At 66.9% G+C, this 15173-nt stretch carries 16 protein-coding genes, 1 tRNA gene and 1 pseudogene; 7 read left to right on the forward strand and 11 right to left on the reverse strand.

The window, feature by feature from the left end; all coding sequences use genetic code 11:
• Positions 1-169: 169 nt before the first annotated feature.
• From EDF56_RS16190 to EDF56_RS16210, 5 genes are all read right to left on the reverse strand, one after another.
• Entirely contained in the window at positions 170-1495 is a 1326-nt protein-coding gene (locus EDF56_RS16190) for an ATP-binding protein (protein WP_132389232.1), read from the reverse strand.
• Positions 1495-2232 carry a response regulator transcription factor gene (locus tag EDF56_RS16195; RefSeq protein WP_132389600.1) on the reverse strand — a complete coding sequence of 246 codons (738 nt, stop codon included), beginning with the start codon at positions 2230-2232 and terminating at the stop codon, positions 1495-1497. Before EDF56_RS16195 ends, EDF56_RS16190 begins: the two co-directional genes overlap by 1 nt.
• A gap of 124 nt (positions 2233-2356) precedes the next feature.
• Positions 2357-3016 (reverse strand): hypothetical protein, encoded by a 660-nt coding sequence (locus EDF56_RS16200; protein ID WP_132389234.1) that lies wholly within the window; start codon positions 3014-3016, stop codon positions 2357-2359.
• A complete protein-coding gene (locus EDF56_RS16205; RefSeq protein WP_165912219.1) occupies positions 3013-3423 on the reverse strand; it encodes a hypothetical protein in 411 nt (136 codons plus the stop codon). The genes EDF56_RS16200 and EDF56_RS16205 overlap by 4 nt, the downstream gene beginning before the upstream one ends.
• A 184-nt stretch (positions 3424-3607) precedes the next feature.
• Positions 3608-3699, reverse strand: a tRNA-Ser gene (locus tag EDF56_RS16210).
• Between the two features lie 346 nt (positions 3700-4045).
• Between EDF56_RS16210 and EDF56_RS16215 the strand changes: the two genes are divergently transcribed.
• From EDF56_RS16215 to EDF56_RS16225, 3 genes are all read left to right on the forward strand, one after another.
• Positions 4046-4798 (forward strand): DUF1134 domain-containing protein, encoded by a 753-nt coding sequence (locus EDF56_RS16215; protein WP_243652658.1) that lies wholly within the window; start codon positions 4046-4048, stop codon positions 4796-4798.
• Positions 4799-5124: 326 nt separating this feature from the next.
• Entirely contained in the window at positions 5125-6303 is a 1179-nt protein-coding gene (locus EDF56_RS16220) for an aromatic amino acid transaminase (RefSeq protein ID WP_132389240.1), read from the forward strand.
• A 2-nt stretch (positions 6304-6305) separates the two neighbouring features.
• A complete protein-coding gene (locus EDF56_RS16225; protein WP_132389242.1) occupies positions 6306-6842 on the forward strand; it encodes a GNAT family N-acetyltransferase in 537 nt (178 codons plus the stop codon).
• Positions 6843-7111: 269 nt separating this feature from the next.
• Here EDF56_RS16225 and EDF56_RS16230 read toward each other — a convergent pair whose 3' ends face one another.
• The 6 genes from EDF56_RS16230 to EDF56_RS16255 form a co-directional block, all read right to left on the reverse strand.
• Positions 7112-7729, reverse strand: coding sequence for a riboflavin synthase (locus tag EDF56_RS16230; RefSeq protein WP_132389244.1), 618 nt, complete (start codon positions 7727-7729; stop codon positions 7112-7114).
• A gap of 3 nt (positions 7730-7732) precedes the next feature.
• Positions 7733-8704 carry a bifunctional diaminohydroxyphosphoribosylaminopyrimidine deaminase/5-amino-6-(5-phosphoribosylamino)uracil reductase RibD gene (gene ribD / locus EDF56_RS16235; protein ID WP_132389246.1) on the reverse strand — a complete coding sequence of 324 codons (972 nt, stop codon included), beginning with the start codon at positions 8702-8704 and terminating at the stop codon, positions 7733-7735.
• On the reverse strand, positions 8701-9243 hold the full coding sequence (locus EDF56_RS16240) for a hypothetical protein (RefSeq protein ID WP_132389248.1): 543 nt from the start codon (positions 9241-9243) through the stop codon (positions 8701-8703). The genes ribD and EDF56_RS16240 overlap by 4 nt, the downstream gene beginning before the upstream one ends.
• A gap of 110 nt (positions 9244-9353) precedes the next feature.
• Positions 9354-10079, reverse strand: coding sequence for a SprT family zinc-dependent metalloprotease (locus EDF56_RS16245; RefSeq protein WP_243652637.1), 726 nt, complete (start codon positions 10077-10079; stop codon positions 9354-9356).
• A 3-nt stretch (positions 10080-10082) separates the two neighbouring features.
• Positions 10083-10580 carry a YcgN family cysteine cluster protein gene (locus tag EDF56_RS16250; RefSeq protein ID WP_132389250.1) on the reverse strand — a complete coding sequence of 166 codons (498 nt, stop codon included), beginning with the start codon at positions 10578-10580 and terminating at the stop codon, positions 10083-10085.
• A 41-nt stretch (positions 10581-10621) separates the two neighbouring features.
• Complete coding sequence (locus EDF56_RS16255) at positions 10622-11227, reverse strand: SCO family protein (protein WP_243652638.1); 606 nt, start codon at positions 11225-11227, stop codon at positions 10622-10624.
• Positions 11228-11369: 142 nt separating this feature from the next.
• Between EDF56_RS16255 and EDF56_RS16260 the strand changes: the two genes are divergently transcribed.
• The 4 genes and pseudogenes from EDF56_RS16260 (at position 11370) to EDF56_RS16275 (ending at position 15161) form a co-directional block, all read left to right on the forward strand.
• Positions 11370-12011, forward strand: a complete 642-nt coding sequence (locus EDF56_RS16260; RefSeq protein WP_243652639.1) for an ankyrin repeat domain-containing protein — start codon at positions 11370-11372, stop codon at positions 12009-12011.
• Between the two features lie 33 nt (positions 12012-12044).
• Positions 12045-12719, forward strand: coding sequence for a COQ9 family protein (locus tag EDF56_RS16265; RefSeq protein ID WP_132389254.1), 675 nt, complete (start codon positions 12045-12047; stop codon positions 12717-12719).
• Positions 12720-12960: 241 nt separating this feature from the next.
• Positions 12961-13197, forward strand: a pseudogene (locus EDF56_RS16270) (FeoA family protein); the annotation flags it as partial.
• 119 nt (positions 13198-13316) lie between these two features.
• Entirely contained in the window at positions 13317-15161 is a 1845-nt protein-coding gene (locus tag EDF56_RS16275; RefSeq protein WP_132389258.1) for a ferrous iron transporter B, read from the forward strand.
• Positions 15162-15173: the final 12 nt, after the last annotated feature.

Consider the following 15173-nt stretch of genomic DNA (forward strand, 5'->3'; position numbering starts at 1 on the left):
CGCTCGGCCCTCTCAACCCTCTCGCCGCACACGAGCCTCTCAACCCGCTCAGGCTGAGCTTGTCGAAGCCCCCTGCGGCGAGGCGCTGTGGCTCCCATCCTTCGACAAGCTCAGGATGAGCGGGGTGAGGAGGGAAAGGTTGTGTGATGTGGGGCGTGATGCCCTTACCCTAACCCGCTTCCAATGGCAGCCGGATCGTAGCCCGCAACCCGCCGTCAGGCCGATTGCGCAAATCCAGTGTCCCGCCTTCCAGCAGCACGGCCTTGCGCACGATCGGCAGGCCAAGCCCCATCCCCGCCGTATCGCGCGCACGCGCTGTGTCGAGGCGGACGAAAGGTTGCAGTGCGTCGGCAATACGGTGTTCGGGAATGCCGGGGCCGTCATCCTCCACGGTGATCTCGGCCTCTGCGCCATCGCGGCGGACCTGCACACGGACATTGCCGCCATAGTGGAGCGCGTTCTCGATCAGGTTGGAAAGCGCGCGGCGGATCGAAACCGGGCGAGCCATGATCTCAAGGCTGGGCAGGCCTGAATAGGTCGCATCCGCGCCGCGATCGGCGGCGGTGTCGACCAGCGTTTCGGCCATCACTGCAAGGTCGATGCGTTCGGCCGGAATATTGGTGCCGCCGGTATCGACATAGGCCTGAATCGAATCGAGCAGCAGCCGCATCTCCTCGATGTCATGGTCCAGCCCGTCCCGCACTTCGGGATCGACGCCGCCGTCATCGAGCCGCAGGCGCATGCGGGCGAGCGGCGTTTTGAGGTCATGCCCGATGGCCAGCATCGTATGCGTGCGGTCTTGCAGCGACTGGTGAATGCGCTCCTGCATCTCGTTCATGGCCCGGATCAGCTCGCGCATTTCCTCGGGGCCATGCTCGGGCACGAGCCGGGGCGGTCCGGCGCCGAGATTGCGCGTCGCGCGCACCAGCGAGCGCAGCGGATCGAGCGCGGCGCGCAGCAGCAGCCATGCCAGCGAGACCAGCAGCAGCGCGGGGACCAGCAGGCTCGCCACGCGCCCGGCGGTCAGCGACCATGCCGCGCGGGCATGGGTGCGGAAGTCGAGCACCGAATCGTCGGCAAGGCGCAGCGAACCGCCAATATTGCCGCGCGCGGGGATCGATTCGAGATGAAGTTCCAGATCGGCATGGGCCAGCTCGGGCTGGATCTGGACCACTTGCGCGCGCAAGTTGGCAAGGCCGATCGAACCGCGCCGCCGCTGCGAGGGCGGCGACCATTCAAGCACGAAGCGCGGCGTGGAGAGCGCGGCGGTCACGCCCGGCCGGTCGGCCAGCGGGGCGCGTTCGATGGCCCGGCTGGCGAGTATGAGATTCTCGGCAATGCGTTCGGCATCGTCGCGGCGCAGCTCGAACGAACTGGCCCGCTCGAACAGCACGGTATTGGCGATGAAATCGATCAGGATGACGAGCAGCAGGACCGCGATCAGCCGCTCGATCAGGCCGAAGCGCCGGAACAGGCGGAACCGGCGGGTCTCCATCAGATGCGCGTGACCTCGGCCTTGAACATGTAGCCGACGCCGCGCACGGTCACGATCGGCGGTTCGGCGCCTTCGCCCTGAAGCTTGCGGCGCAGGCGGCTGACCAGCACGTCCACGCTGCGGTCGGAACTGTCGCCTAGCCGCGCGCGCGACAATTCGATCAGCCGCTCGCGCCCCAGCACGCGCTGCGGATAGGCCAGAAACGTGGCGAGCAGGTCGAATTCGGCGCCGGTCAGGTCGATCATCGCCCCGGTGGGCGAGCGCAATTCGCGCCGTGCCATCGACAGGCTCCAGCCTTCGAAGTGAATCGATTCGGGCATGCGGCCATCGGCCACGCCTTCGCCGGCCGTCGTGTCGGGAGCGGCCGTGTTACCGCCGCGCCGCAGCACGGCGCTGACGCGGGCGGCCAGTTCGCGGGTGCTGAACGGCTTGGCGAGATAGTCGTCGGCGCCCAGTTCCAGGCCGAGCACGCGGTCTTCCTCGCTGCCGCGCGCGCTGACGAAGATCACCGGCACGTCGCTTTCGCGGCGCAGGCGGCGGAACAGGTCGAATCCGCTGGTGCCCGGCAGCATGACGTCCAGCACGACAAGGCTGACCGGCCCTTCGCGCAGCGTCACCCACATCTCCGCGCCGGTGGCGGCAGTGAGCACGTTGAAGCCGCTCTGCCGCAAGGCGCGGGCGGTGAGGGTGCGGAGGGGGCCGTCGTCCTCGACGAGCAGGATCGTGGGGGTGGACATGGGTGCTTCGTCGAGGTGGCGGTAAATCGGGGCGACACTCTGGTTCATGGTCTCGTCGTCGGCTGAATGTAGGGGGAGGGGCGGCGAATGGCAAACGGCGCGCGTGGATCGGCCGGGATTTCGGTCAGCGGGTGGAGCGCGTGCTTTCCGTCACCGGGCGCAGGGACCCGACCACGGCGGCAAGGCCCGCCACTTCGGCCGGGGCGAGCGCCACTTCGTGCGTGCGTCCGGCGGCGTCGCTGAAGGCAAGGCGCAAGGGGGTGCGGCTGCCGGGGGCGTAGCTTTCAGCGACGCGCGTCATCGCCTCGGCCGGGAGATCGAACATGTAGTGTACGCGGACCGTGCAGGACGTGTGCAGGGCGTCCTGCGCGGGGCAGCGTTCGGGGCGCCGCTCGGCGCGGGCCAGTGCGGCTTCGACCGGTTCGGTCCCGTCATGGAAGCCAAGGCCGGTGAGCGCGCTGGGCGCGCCAACATGCGTCAGTTCCTGCCACAGCTGCCAGCGTACCGCGCCGCTCTCGCGGTCGACCAGCGCGCGCAAGTGCACATCGCCGATCTCCACGCCGCCCGATGGCGACCGGCCATATCCGCGCGGCCACGCCTTGCGGGTGCTGGCCACGACGTGCGGCTCGGCGGGATCGTCCACCACTTCGGCGCGCGCGGCGAAGTCCTGCGGGGTCAGCGTGGCGAGAGCGCGGGGGAGATCCTCACGCGCCTGCGCTGTGCCGGAAAGCAGGAGCGCGGGCACTGCCAGAAGCCCGACCATGCCCGCGCCGAGCATGTTCACCGGCCACCCTCGTTGATGGCGACCTCGTTGATGGCGACCGTCTCGGCCCGATTCTGGGCAAACGCTTTGTGAGCTTCCGTTTCGCGCTGCATGGCGCGGTGGCGACAGTCGCGGCCCTTGGCGGGGTCCGGATGGCAGGCCGTGCGGGCCGATGCGTTGTTCTGGGCTTTCGGCGCGGCGACGGCGAGGTTGCCCTTGAGATGGGCGACGGTTTCATTGGCCATCGTCGCGCCGGGCAGGGCAAGCGCCGCTGCGGCAAGCGATGTCAAAAGGGTGGTAGAAAGAACGGGGAACTTGGCCACTTTCAGGTCTCCAAAGACTGCGATGACCCTGAAAATGGTGCAGCTTCGTGTCCTGCTTCGTACGTGCCTGTAACGAAGTGTTGCTGCCGCGAAATCATCGGACACGTCGCGGCAATAGACTTGCGCGGGGGCCGATGCGCCGAATGAGCGATGAGGAGGGGGAGGGCAGCAGGCCCATCCGCCGATAGTCCCCTGTCAGGTCGTCTCTTTCGAGGCGACCGTCTGGGTACTATCGTTTGGATTTGGGCTGAAACCTAGGCCTTGTAAGCGCAGAAAGCTCTGCGCCCGCTGGCGGAGACGGAGGGATTCGAACCCTCGGTACCCCCTTAAGGGTACGACGGTTTAGCAAACCGCTGGTTTCAGCCACTCACCCACGTCTCCGGATGCGGCCTAGGAGGCGCGCTATAACGAGGGGTTTCGGGTCGGGCAAGGGGGTCGTTTTACAGATTTGCGCATTTGTCGAATTGCTTGGGCAAATGCCTGTGGACTGTTTTCCCCTGCCGATTGTTTGAGGCCGGGTTCTGGCCGATTCGGTCTGTCGCGAATTGGACTCGCACCGTCGACCGTTCATTGCAGGGTCAGGCGTGGTGGATTCTCTAGTGGAATGCCGCAATGCGCCTCTCCCGGCGTATGCGATGCGGGTTCGCACAGTTCAGATTACGCCAGGGGAGCGAGAGAAATGCCAGCCGAGACGTCAAGCGCGGAAACGCCGAACAGGGCGCGCCGCATGCGGGTCGCCGTGAGTGTGGCCATGATGGCGGCAGGCCTTGCCGCGCCGCTCGCCCCTGCCATGGCGCAAGTGACAACGGTCGATCCCGATGCAGCAATCGATTCGGACATCGGCAGGCCGCCGCAGAACGCTGCCCCCGTCCAGCAAGCGCCGGAGCAGCAACCGGTCGAGCCGCAGGACAACGGCATGCCGGTCGATCAGGGCCAGGGGCGCGTTGCGCCGCCTCCCGCCGCCGCACCGATCCCGCCCAGAAGCCCGTCCTCGTCCGACACCTATCATCAGGACGACCTGATCGGCGCGGCCGAGGGCGTGTTCGGCAAGGGTGCCAAGGGTCTGGCCGAACTGATCGAGGGGCTGCTCAAGAAGCAGGGCGAGCCCAACGGCTACATCATCGGCCGCGAGGCGGGCGGGGCATTTGCCGTGGGCCTGCGTTACGGTTCGGGCACGCTCTTCCACAAGGTGGAGGGCGAACAGCCGGTCTATTGGACCGGCCCGTCGCTGGGCTTCGACGCCGGTGCCAATGCGGGCAATGCCTTCGTGCTGGTCTACAACCTCTATGACAGCGAGGACCTCTACCACCGCTTCGGCGCGGGCGAGGGGCAGGCCTATCTCGTCGGCGGTTTCACCGTCAGCTACCTGCGGCGCGGCAATGTGGTGCTGATCCCGGTTCGTGCGGGTGCCGGTCTGCGGCTTGGTGCGAATATCGGTTACATGAAGTTTTCGCACAAGCAGAACTGGTTGCCGTTCTGAGGACGTAGGCGTTCGCCTTCAGGGACTCGCTTCGATCTTCGTCGCCCCCGCGTAGGCGGGGGCCCCGCTTTCTTTTGCAACCTCTCGTTTGCCGCAAGAAAAGCGGGATCCCCGCCTTCGCGGGGATGGCGGGTGGGATTGGGGCGGGTTTGTTGCTTCATTCGACTTCCGGCGCGACGGACGCGCCGACACCCCCACATCGCGCCAAGAAAGTTGCTTCACCGCATAGGTTTTGTGGCCGTTGCAACACTCCGTGCGCCACTTGCGGTAATTCCCTGTCAATCCCGGTTGCGCGTCGCAGCGGCCCGGAGTAAGGCCCGCCCGCCATGCTTACGAACCTTCAGCAACAGCCCGCCGACGCGCTTCTTGCGCTGATCAAGCTCCACAACGACGATCCGCGCGCGGACAAGATCGACCTTGGTGTCGGCGTGTACCGCACCGGTGAGGGCGACACTCCGGTGTTCCGTTCGATCAAGGCCGCAGAGGCCAAACTCGTCGCGGAGCAGGATTCGAAAGCCTACCTCGGGCCCGAGGGCGACATGGGCTTCGTCGAAGCGCTGATGCCCTACGTGTTCGGCAAGGCCGACCCCAGCATGGGCGGCCGCATCGAAGGCATGCAGACCCCCGGCGGCACCGGCTCGCTGCGCCTCGCGCTCGCCATGGTGAAGCGCGCGGGTTACAAGCGCATCATCGTCGGCGTTCCCAGCTGGCCCAACCACGCCCAGATATGCGCCGACCTCGGCCTTGAAGTTGTTGAATTCAACCACGCGCTCGCTTCGGGCACCACCGACATGGACGCGCTGCGCGGCGCCATCGCCAATGCCCAGGAAGGCGACGCCATCCTGCTGCACGGCTGCTGCCACAACCCCACCGGCATCGATTACAGCAACGCGGAGTGGGACGAGATTGCCGGCCTGATCGCCGCATCGAAGGTCCTCCCCATCCTCGACCTCGCCTACCAGGGCCTGGGCAAGGGCATGGAAGAAGACGCCTATGGCCTGCGCCGCGTGCTCGCCGCCGTGCCGGAAGCGCTGATCTGCTATTCGTGCGACAAGAACTTCGGTCTCTACCGTGACCGCGTCGGCGCGCTCTACGCGATGGTTGCCGATCCGGCCGACCTCGCCAAGGTCATGTCGAACGGCCACAACCTGGCCCGCGCCAACTGGTCGCAGCCGCCAGACCACGGCGGTGCCGCTGTTCGCCTCGTCCTTGAAGACGAGAAGCTGACCGCCGACTGGCTCGCCGAGCTGGACGAGATGCGCGACCGTATGCGCGAAGTGCGCGCCAAGCTGGCCGAGGCCGGCACCGCCGGTTCGGCCGACCTGACGCCGATGGGCGGGCAGAACGGCCTGTTCTCGATCGTGCCGCTGAACAAGGATCAGGTCCTTGCCATGCGCACCAAGCACGGCGTCTACATGGCCGGTTCGGGCCGCATCAACGTCGCGGGCCTGACGATGGGCAACATCGACAAGTTCATCGCTGCCGTTGCGGACGTGACTGCCTGATTATGGATCGCCAGCCGGTCCTCGAAGGGGACCGGCTGGTCCTCCGTCCCCTTCGCGCAGACGATTGGGACGCGCTCTACGCGGTCGCTTCAGACCGCGAGATCTGGGCGGTTCACCCCGCCCACGATCGCTGGCAGGAGCCCGTGTTCCGCCAGTTCTTTGCCGACGCTCTGGATGGCGGCGGCGCCTTTGCCATCATCGACAAGTCGAGCGGGGCCGTGATCGGCTCTAGCCGCTTCGGGCCGCCTGAGGGCGATGAGATCGAGATCGGCTGGACGTTTCTTGCCCGGGCTTACTGGGGCAGCGGTTTCAATGCCGAGATGAAGCGCCTGATGCTGGCCTACGCGCTGGCGCATTTCGAGCGGGTGGTCTTCATGGTCGGCGCGAACAACGTGATCTCGCGCAAGGCGATGGGGCATATCGGCGGGCGATTGACCGACCGCACCTTCGAGCGGGTGATGTGCGGCGTGATCGTGCCGCATGTGCTGTTCGAGATTACGCGCGAGAGCTTCGCGGCTGGGCCTTTGGCGGCGGGATAAAGGTTCACGCAAAGGCGCGAAGGCGCAAAGGGGGCGCGTAATCGGCCCGGTACCGATCTGCCGCTACCGGTTACCTCCAACCCGTCACCTCAAAACACCGTCATCCCCGCGTAGGCGGGGATCCCGCTTGTTCTTGCGGGCGTGGCAGAAGAAAGCGGGGCCCCCGCCTTCGCGGGGGCGACGAGTTTGACGGTGCAAGGGTGGCAGTTTGAGCGCGCCGGGGCGGCCTGACGCGACCCCTTTGCGCCTCTGCGCCTTTGCGCGAACGATCAACCTCGCAGCGACTGCATCCGCTGCAGATACCGCGCCAGCACGTCGATTTCGAGGTTGACCCCAGACCCAGCCTTGAGCGCCCCGATGGTCGTCACTTCGGCGGTGTGGGGGATGATGTTGAGCATGAAGTGGCAGGTGCCGTCGCTCTGGTCGGCCACGTCGTTCACGGTCAGCGAGACGCCGTCCACCGTGATCGATCCCTTGGGGGCGAGGTAGGGGGCCAGTTCCGCCGGGGCGGCGATCACGAAGCGCAGCGAATCGCCCTCGGGCGTGATGCTGACCACGGTGCCGACGCCGTCGACATGGCCGGTGACGATGTGCCCGCCCAGTTCGTCGCCCAGCTTGAGCGCCTGCTCCAGATTGAGCGGCGTACCCTCGGCCCAGCGGCCGGAGACGGTGCGCGAGACCGATTCGGCCGAAATGTCGACCGCGAACCATGCGTCGCCCGCTACGCCGCCCTTGTCGACGACGGTCAGGCACACGCCCGAGCAGGCGATCGAGGCACCCATGGCGATCCCGGCGGGGTCCCAGGGGCAGGTGATGACGGCGCGCAAGTCGCCCGACTGATGGGCTTCGCGGATTTCGCCGACGGCGGTGACTATTCCGGTAAACATGGCTTATTTCCCGTTGGAATTTTGGGCCTCGTAGACTTCGAGCGTGTCGCTGCCAAGCTGGCGCCGCTCGGTCAGGGACCAGCGGTTGTGGGCATCGGCAAGCTGGGCAAGCCCGTAATCGCCCAAAGCCGGACGGCCACCGACAAGGATCGGCGCGCGGTAGAGCAGCAGACGGTCGATCAGCCCGGCGGCAAGAAAGGCCGTGGCCGTGACCGCGCCGCCTTCGACGAAGAGGTACTGCACGCCTTCCATCGAGGAGATCGCGTCGGGCGAGGGCAGGGCGCGCCAGCCTTCGGGGGCTGTGCCATGTGTCAGCACCCAGCGTTCGGGGCTGCGCTCGGCAAGGCCGGGCAGGCGCACGTCGAGGCGCGGGTTGTCCGCGCGCAGCGTGCCGCCGCCGACAAGGATAGCATCCGCCTTGGCACGCATCGCGTGGGTGTGGGCGCGGGCCTGCGGACCGGTGATCCACTGGCTCTCGCCATTCGCCATGGCCATGCAGCCATCGAGCGAGAGGGCGAGTTTCAGCGTCACTTCGGGACGGCCGAGGCGCTTTGAGATGAGATAGCCGGACAGGCTGCGTTCGCAGGCGGACGAGGGCAGGTATTCCGCTGCGATCCCCGCTGCGCGAATCCGGGCCAATCCTTCGCCGGAGGTGCGCGGATCGGGGTCCATGCAGCCGATCACCACGCGCGCCACGCCGGAGGCGCAGACGAGGTCGGCGCAGGCGGGCCCGCGCGCGGACTGGTGCGCGCAGGGCTCCAAAGTAACGTAAAGCGTGGCACCGCGCGCAGCGTCACCGGCTGCGGCCAGCGCCACGGCTTCGGCGTGAGGGCGACCGCCGGGCTGGGTCCAGCCGCGCGCGATCACCTTTCCGTGCTTCACCAGAATCGAGCCGACGCCGGGATTGGGGCGGCTGAGCGGGCGTGCCCGCGCGGCCAGCGCCGCCGCCGCCGAAAGCCAGCGGGCGTCGCTCACTGCTGCTGTTGTGTCTGGGACTGTGCCGAAGTGCCGGGGGGCGTGGCCTTCGGCGCGGCGGCCTGCTCGTCATACTTCGGCAGCGATACGCCATCGGGCAGGCGCGGCGTGCCGATGCGCTTGGCCTCGGCGGCCTTCTGGGCGGCTTCGTCGGCCTCGGCCTCGCGGGCGATCTTGTCCACGTCCATGCCGGAGTAGCGGCCGATCACCTTGTACATCTCGCGCACGTCCTTGTCGCGCTGGGCCATTTCGGCGGCCCAGGCTTCCTTGCGCTTCTGGTTGGCGACGTTCGAGGCGAGGATTTCCGCATCCGTCTGGTGCTCGGGCAGGACCGAGATCCACGTCACCTTTGGCGGCGGGTGCGGGCCTTTGCCCTCCTGCATTGCCATCATGTAGAACACGCCGAACGTACAGGCCGCCGAAACCGCGGCGATGCGCCAGCGGTTTTGGCCAGCTTCCTTCCACACGGCGCGGAAATCCGCGAGCATGCCGGTCGGGCTGACGTCTTTCCAGTATCCGGAGCGCTTGAACAGAGACATGTGGCGCTATGTAGGCGTGATTTGGCGTTTTGGAAATCCGCAGCGCATGCATTTCTGCGGCGCGGCGGCGCATGTGCCCGTGGCGGCGGGCAAAATCCTGTCCGAACGGCTTAACCGAACGGCAGATACAGCGTGCGGCCTTTTTCCTTCAGCCAGCGATTGGCGGCAGGCACGCTGTCCTCGAAGATCTCGGCCAGAAAGGCATGGAAGGCGGGCGAGTGATCGAAGTGGACAAGGTGGACCACCTCGTGCGCGACGACCGAGCGGCGCACCGAATCGGGCGCCATGATCAGCCGCCAGTTGATCCGGATCGACCCGTCCGGCGCGCAGGAACCCCAGCGCCGCTTCGCGCTGGACAGCGCCAGCGGCGGCACCGGCTGCCCGGCGACGGCGCAATAATGCGCAAGGTCCTGCTCCAGCAGCGTGCGCCCCTCGGTCTCCAGCCAGCGCTTAAGCCGCGCCGGGAGTGAGGATTCGGGCCCGCCGACCAACAACAGGCCGTCGTCGGGCACCGGGCGGCGGGGATAGGCGGCATCGTGGCGCAGGATCAGCGCGTCGCCCCGGAAGGCGATCGTGGTGCCGTCGGCCAGCGGGTGGGCTTCGGGCAGCGCCTCGATCTGGATCGCCAGCCATGACCGCTTGGCGCGCGCGAAGGCGAGAGCATCCTCGGTGCGGGTCCAGCGCGGGACGGAGATGCGGATCTCGCTGCCATCGGGCGCAAGGCGCATGGTCATGCGGCGCGCATTGGAGAGGCGGCGGATCAGGACCGGCACCTGCCGTCCGGCGATCTCTATCACCGGGTCTTCGTCAGGAGCGCGGCGCAGCCAGTCGAGCACGTTTTACCGGTTATCCCAGGGGGCGGGGCCTTCGGGTTCCAGTTCCTCGTAATCCTCGTCGTCCTGGCCATAAGGCCAGACGATATGGTTCTCCAGCGGTCCGGCGACCGTCTCGCTGACGGCCTTGCCGGCCACCGACATGCCCGCTTCGTGCACCGCATTGCGGTCACCGCAGACGAGATAATGCCACTCCGGCAGCGGATCGCCATCGGCGCGCAGGCGATAGGCGCAGCTGGGCGGCAGCCACGAAAGGTTGCCCGCCGAAGCCGGGGTCAGCTTCAGGCAATCGGGCACGAACTTGCGGCGATTGGGATAGTCGCTGCACTGCGCGGTCTTCAGGTTGAGCAGCTTGCAGGCGACATTGGTGTGATAGATCTCGCCGGTATCGGCATCTTCCACCTTGTGCAGGCAGCACTGCCCGCAACCGTCGCAGAGGGCTTCCCACTCCTTGCGGTTCAGGGTGTGGAGCGGACGCTCCCAGAAGGGGGTTTCCCCAGTCATGGTTTGGCCCAGGTCACGGTTTGGCCTTCCTCACGGTGTCTTCAGTCTACCCACTTTCCAAGCTCGGCGGCCACGGCCTCGGGCCCCTTGTCCACCGGCAACATGGCGATCGGCTTGCCGTCGGGGTCCATCAGGAACGCGATGCGGCTGTGGTCCATCAGATAGCCGCCGGGGGTATTATCCCCCTTCTTGTAGTAGACTGCAAAGGCATCCGCCGCCTGCTTCACTTGCGCGGCATTGCCGGTGAGGCCCAGCAGGCGCGGCCCGAAGGCGGCGGTCCACTGGCCGACGATCGCGGGCGTATCGCGCGCGGGGTCGATAGTGATGAAGATCGGCTGGACTTTGGCCGCCGCGTCCGCGTTCTGCTTCTCGAACAGGGTGAAGCCGCGCATCATCGCCTGAACGTCCATCGGGCAGGCATCGGGGCAGAACGTGTAGCCGAAATAGACGATGCGCCACTGGCCCTTGAACGAGTCCCAGGTGTGCGGCTTGCCGTCCTTGTCGAACAGCGTGAACGGCCCGCCGATCTCGGCGCCTTCCAACGGCGGCGCCTCGTGGGACTGGCCGCAGGAGGCAAGCGGCAGAGCGCAGGCAAGCGCGATTGCGGAAACGGCAACAAGCCGGCGAAACGGGAAACGGTAGGTCATGGCGCGAGGCTTCATGCTCTGCTAGAGGCGGCCGTGCAAGGGTGCGATGTCAGGGCGCCGGGGTTAGGCGCCGGAGTCGGACGGGGCCGGCCACCAGGCCCCGCAGACCCTCGTGCGGGTCAAGTCTGGAAGGAATGTCTACGTGTCGAACACCGTGTCCGGGAATGTCTCCAGGCTTTCGCGCCGCATCCTCGCGTCGGGGCTGGCCGCTCTTGCAGCCGGAATGATGATCGCCTCGCCCGCGCACGCCGATTATTCCGAGGGCTACAAGTTCCTCGAATCGGTCAAGAAAAAGGAAGGCGACAAGGTCGAGAAGCAGTTGATGGACAACAGCCAGATCGTAAACGCCAAGGACGTGACGACCGGGGAGACCGCACTCCACGTCGTTACCCAGCGCCGCGATGCCACCTGGCTGAACTTCCTCATCGGCAAGGGCGCCAACGTCAATCTGGCCGACGATCACGGCCGCACGCCGCTGGAACTGGCCGTCAATCTGGGCTGGCGCGAAGGCGTGGAAATCCTGCTTGATGCCAAGGCTTCCACCGAATCCTCCAACGACGCCGGTGAAACGCCGCTGATCTTCGCCGTGCACCGCAAGGACGTGGACATGGTCAAGGCGCTGCTTCAGGCAGGCGCCAATGCCGACCGTGCCGACAATTCCGGCCGCAGCGCGCGCGATTATGCCAATGTCGAAGGCGGCAAGGGCAGCCAGCTTGCGCAAGTGGTGGAGCAGTACGGCGTCAAGGGCGGCAAGGCCAAGGCGGTCTACGGGCCGGTATTGTAAGAGGACATGGGTTTGGCGGCGAAGGGACAAGTCATGGAAGAACCCCGGACGCTTGAGGAATTGCGCCGCCAGCTCGCGCCCGCGATTGCCGCCGCCGCCGCCTTCGACGGCTGGAGCGCCAAGGCGGTGGACGAGGCCGCGCAGCTTGCCGGTGTCGATCCCGAACTGGCCCGCTTCGCGTTTCGCGGCGAATCCTCGCACTTGTCGCAAATGGCGATGATCGAGGCGTGGATCGACCATGTCGATGCCGAGATGCTGCGCACGGCCGCTTCGCTGGCGGGCCTGCCGATCCGTGAGCGGATCCGCCGTCTTGTCATGGCCCGGCTCGATGCCGTGGCGGGCCGTGAAGAGGCGCTCAGCCGGGCGCTCGCCGTGATGGCGCTGCCGCGCAACGTTCTGGCCGCCACGCGGCTCGGCTGGCGCAGTGCGGATGCCATGTGGCGGCTCGCGGGCGACACTGCGACCGATTACAACCACTATACCAAGCGCGCGATCCTCGGCACCATCTATGCCGCCACGCTCAAGGTCTTTGCCAGCGACACCAGCGAGGATGCGGTGGGCCCCAAGGCCGAGACCCGCGCCTTCCTCGACCGCCGGATCGAGGGGATCATCCGCTTCGAAAAGACCAAGGCGCAGTTCCTCCGCCCGACCGAGGAACGAATCAGTCTGGTGCGACTGATGGGCCGACTGCGCTATCCGGCGAGGTGATGGTTGGGTGCGTTCGTCACATCCGTGACGAACTTGCGGCACCAGCCCGCTCCCCCTCCCGACCTCCCAAATTCTACCCTGTAGGGGAGATCGGGAGGGGGAGCGGGCCGGTGCCGCGGATATGCTTTCGGTGCATTTTCAGCGCCCCTTTGCGCGCGGTCGATTAACTGCGGACACGCGCTGCTTTCCGGGCTATTGCGAACAAGTTGCAATTGAATCGCTTATCTGGCAGCGCAGCCTCATGACTCTCGATCAGCTACCCATTGGCCAGGACGCACGCATCGTCGCGGTGGACTGGAACGCTCTCGTTTCCGAGGAAGCGCGCCGCTTGCGTGCGCTCGGGCTAGAGGAGGGGGCCAAGGTCGCGCTTGCGCATCGCGGGGTGTTCGGCGGGCGCGATCCGATCGCCATCGCCATCGGCCGCATGACCGTGGCGGTGCGCCGGGCCCACGCCGCGGCGATGACTGTCATTCCGATCGATAAGAGCGCTGCCCGCGCCACTGCGAGCGAGGTGGAAACGCCGCGCGCCGACTCCGGCGACGCTCAAAATGGCGAGCCCAGCAGCCAGAACACCCAGCCCAGCGGGAGGAACGCCGCGTGAGCCGCCAGCGCAAGATCGCCCTCGTCGGCAATCCCAATGCGGGCAAGAGCGCGCTGTTCAACGCGCTGACCGGCGCGCGCCAGAAGATCGCGAACTATCCGGGCGTCACCGTGGAGCGCAAGTCGGGCCGCATGGTGCTGCCGACCGGCGAGCCGGTCGAAATGACCGACCTGCCGGGCGCCTACGGCCTCGATGCGACCAGCCCGGACGAGGAAGTCACCGCCAAGGTCATCGCCGGCCATTTCCCCGGAGAGGCCGCGCCCGATGTGCTGGTGGTGGTGCTCGACGCCTCCAACCTTGAGCAGCATCTCGTCTTCGCGCAGGAAATTCTCGCGCTGGGCAAGCCGACCGTGGTTGCGCTCAACATGGTGGACCTTGCCGAGCGGGACGGGCTGGTGCTCGATCCCGCCGTGCTGGAGGAAGAACTGGGCGTGCGCGTGGTCCCCACCGTGGCCGTGCGCCGCAGGGGCCTTGCCGAACTGGGCGAGGCGATTGCCTCCGCCGAAACCCGCCATCCGGGCCCGGGCCTGACCGCGCTCGGTGCCACCGAGCGCCGCGTTGCCGCCCATGCCATGGCCGATGCCGCGATCCTTTCCGAATCGAAGCGCCACCGCCTTCACGCGCGGCTGGACCGCGTGCTGCTCCATCCGTGGATCGGTTTCGCGATCATGCTGGTGGTGTTCTTCGTCATGTTCCAGGCGGTCTTCGCCTGGGCAACGCCGTTCGCGGACGCGCTGGAAGCCGCGGCGGGATGGCTGCACGACACCGTGAAGGGCGCCATGGCGCCCAGCCTGCTGCGCGGTCTGGTGACCGACGGCGTGATCTCCGGCGTCGGCGCGGTGGTGGTGTTCCTGCCGCAGATCGTCATTCTCTTCGCCTTCATTCTGGCGCTGGAAGCCTCGGGCTACATGGCCCGCGCCGCCTTCCTGATGGACCGGCTGATGGCCATGGTCGGACTGTCCGGGCGCAGCTTCATTCCGCTGCTGTCCAGCTTCGCCTGCGCCATTCCCGGCATCATGGCGACCCGCTCGATCACCGATCCCAAGGACCGCCTGACCACGATCCTGATCGCGCCGATGATGACCTGCTCGGCGCGCATGCCGGTCTACACGGTGATCATCGGGGCCTTCATCCCGAATGTCGATGTGGGGCTGGGGATCGGGCTGCGCGGGCTGGTGCTGTTCGGCCTGTTCATCGCCGGCATTGTCGGCGCGATCGCGGTGGCGCTGATCCTGCGCCGCTCGATCACCAAGGGCGCCGCTTCGGGCTTCATCATGGAGCTGCCGAAGTACCAGATGCCCCGGATCAAGGACATGGCGATCGGCCTGTGGCAGCGCGCGTGGATCTTCCTGCGCCGGGCGGGCACGATCATCTTCACGGTCACCGTGGTGCTCTGGGTCCTGCTCAACTTCCCGCAAGCCAAGCCGGGCGAGAGCCAGGTGGACGTCTCGATCGCGGGCAAGATCGCCAATGGCCTTGCCGTGGTGGTGGAGCCGATCGGCTTCAACCGCGACATGGCGCTGGCACTGATCCCGGCGATGGCCGCGCGCGAAGTGGCCGTTTCTTCGCTGGCGACGACGTACGCGGTCGACGCGGGCGATGACGAGAATGCGCAGGCCGTCGAACTGGGTGACCGGCTGAAGGGCCGCTGGACGCTGCCGATGGCGTTGGCGTTCCTGGCATGGTTCGTCTTCGCGCCGCAGTGCATGTCGACCATCGCCGTGACCCGGCGCGAGACCAATGGCTGGAAGTGGCCGGCCTTCATGCTCGCGTACCTGTTCGGTCTTGCTTACGTGGCGGCGGGGGCGACTTACTGGATTGCCGTGGGCGCGGGGCTTTAGCGTTTCCCGGCT

The organism is Novosphingobium sp. PhB165, from assembly GCF_004341845.1.
Classification (GTDB): Bacteria; Pseudomonadota; Alphaproteobacteria; order Sphingomonadales; family Sphingomonadaceae; genus Novosphingobium.

Coding starts and splice junctions, on each gene's coding strand:
- EDF56_RS16190 (WP_132389232.1), bottom strand. CDS start 1,495: ATGGAGACCCGCCGGTTCCGCCTGTTCCGGCGCTTCGGCCTGATCGAG.
- EDF56_RS16195 (WP_132389600.1), bottom strand. CDS start 2,232: ATGTCCACCCCCACGATCCTGCTCGTCGAGGACGACGGCCCCCTCCGC.
- EDF56_RS16215 (WP_243652658.1), top strand. CDS start 4,046: ATGCGGGTCGCCGTGAGTGTGGCCATGATGGCGGCAGGCCTTGCCGCG.
- EDF56_RS16220 (WP_132389240.1), top strand. CDS start 5,125: ATGCTTACGAACCTTCAGCAACAGCCCGCCGACGCGCTTCTTGCGCTG.
- EDF56_RS16225 (WP_132389242.1), top strand. CDS start 6,306: ATGGATCGCCAGCCGGTCCTCGAAGGGGACCGGCTGGTCCTCCGTCCC.
- EDF56_RS16230 (WP_132389244.1), bottom strand. CDS start 7,729: ATGTTTACCGGAATAGTCACCGCCGTCGGCGAAATCCGCGAAGCCCAT.
- EDF56_RS16240 (WP_132389248.1), bottom strand. CDS start 9,243: ATGTCTCTGTTCAAGCGCTCCGGATACTGGAAAGACGTCAGCCCGACC.
- EDF56_RS16250 (WP_132389250.1), bottom strand. CDS start 10,580: ATGACTGGGGAAACCCCCTTCTGGGAGCGTCCGCTCCACACCCTGAAC.
- EDF56_RS16255 (WP_243652638.1), bottom strand. CDS start 11,227: ATGACCTACCGTTTCCCGTTTCGCCGGCTTGTTGCCGTTTCCGCAATC.
- EDF56_RS16265 (WP_132389254.1), top strand. CDS start 12,045: ATGGAAGAACCCCGGACGCTTGAGGAATTGCGCCGCCAGCTCGCGCCC.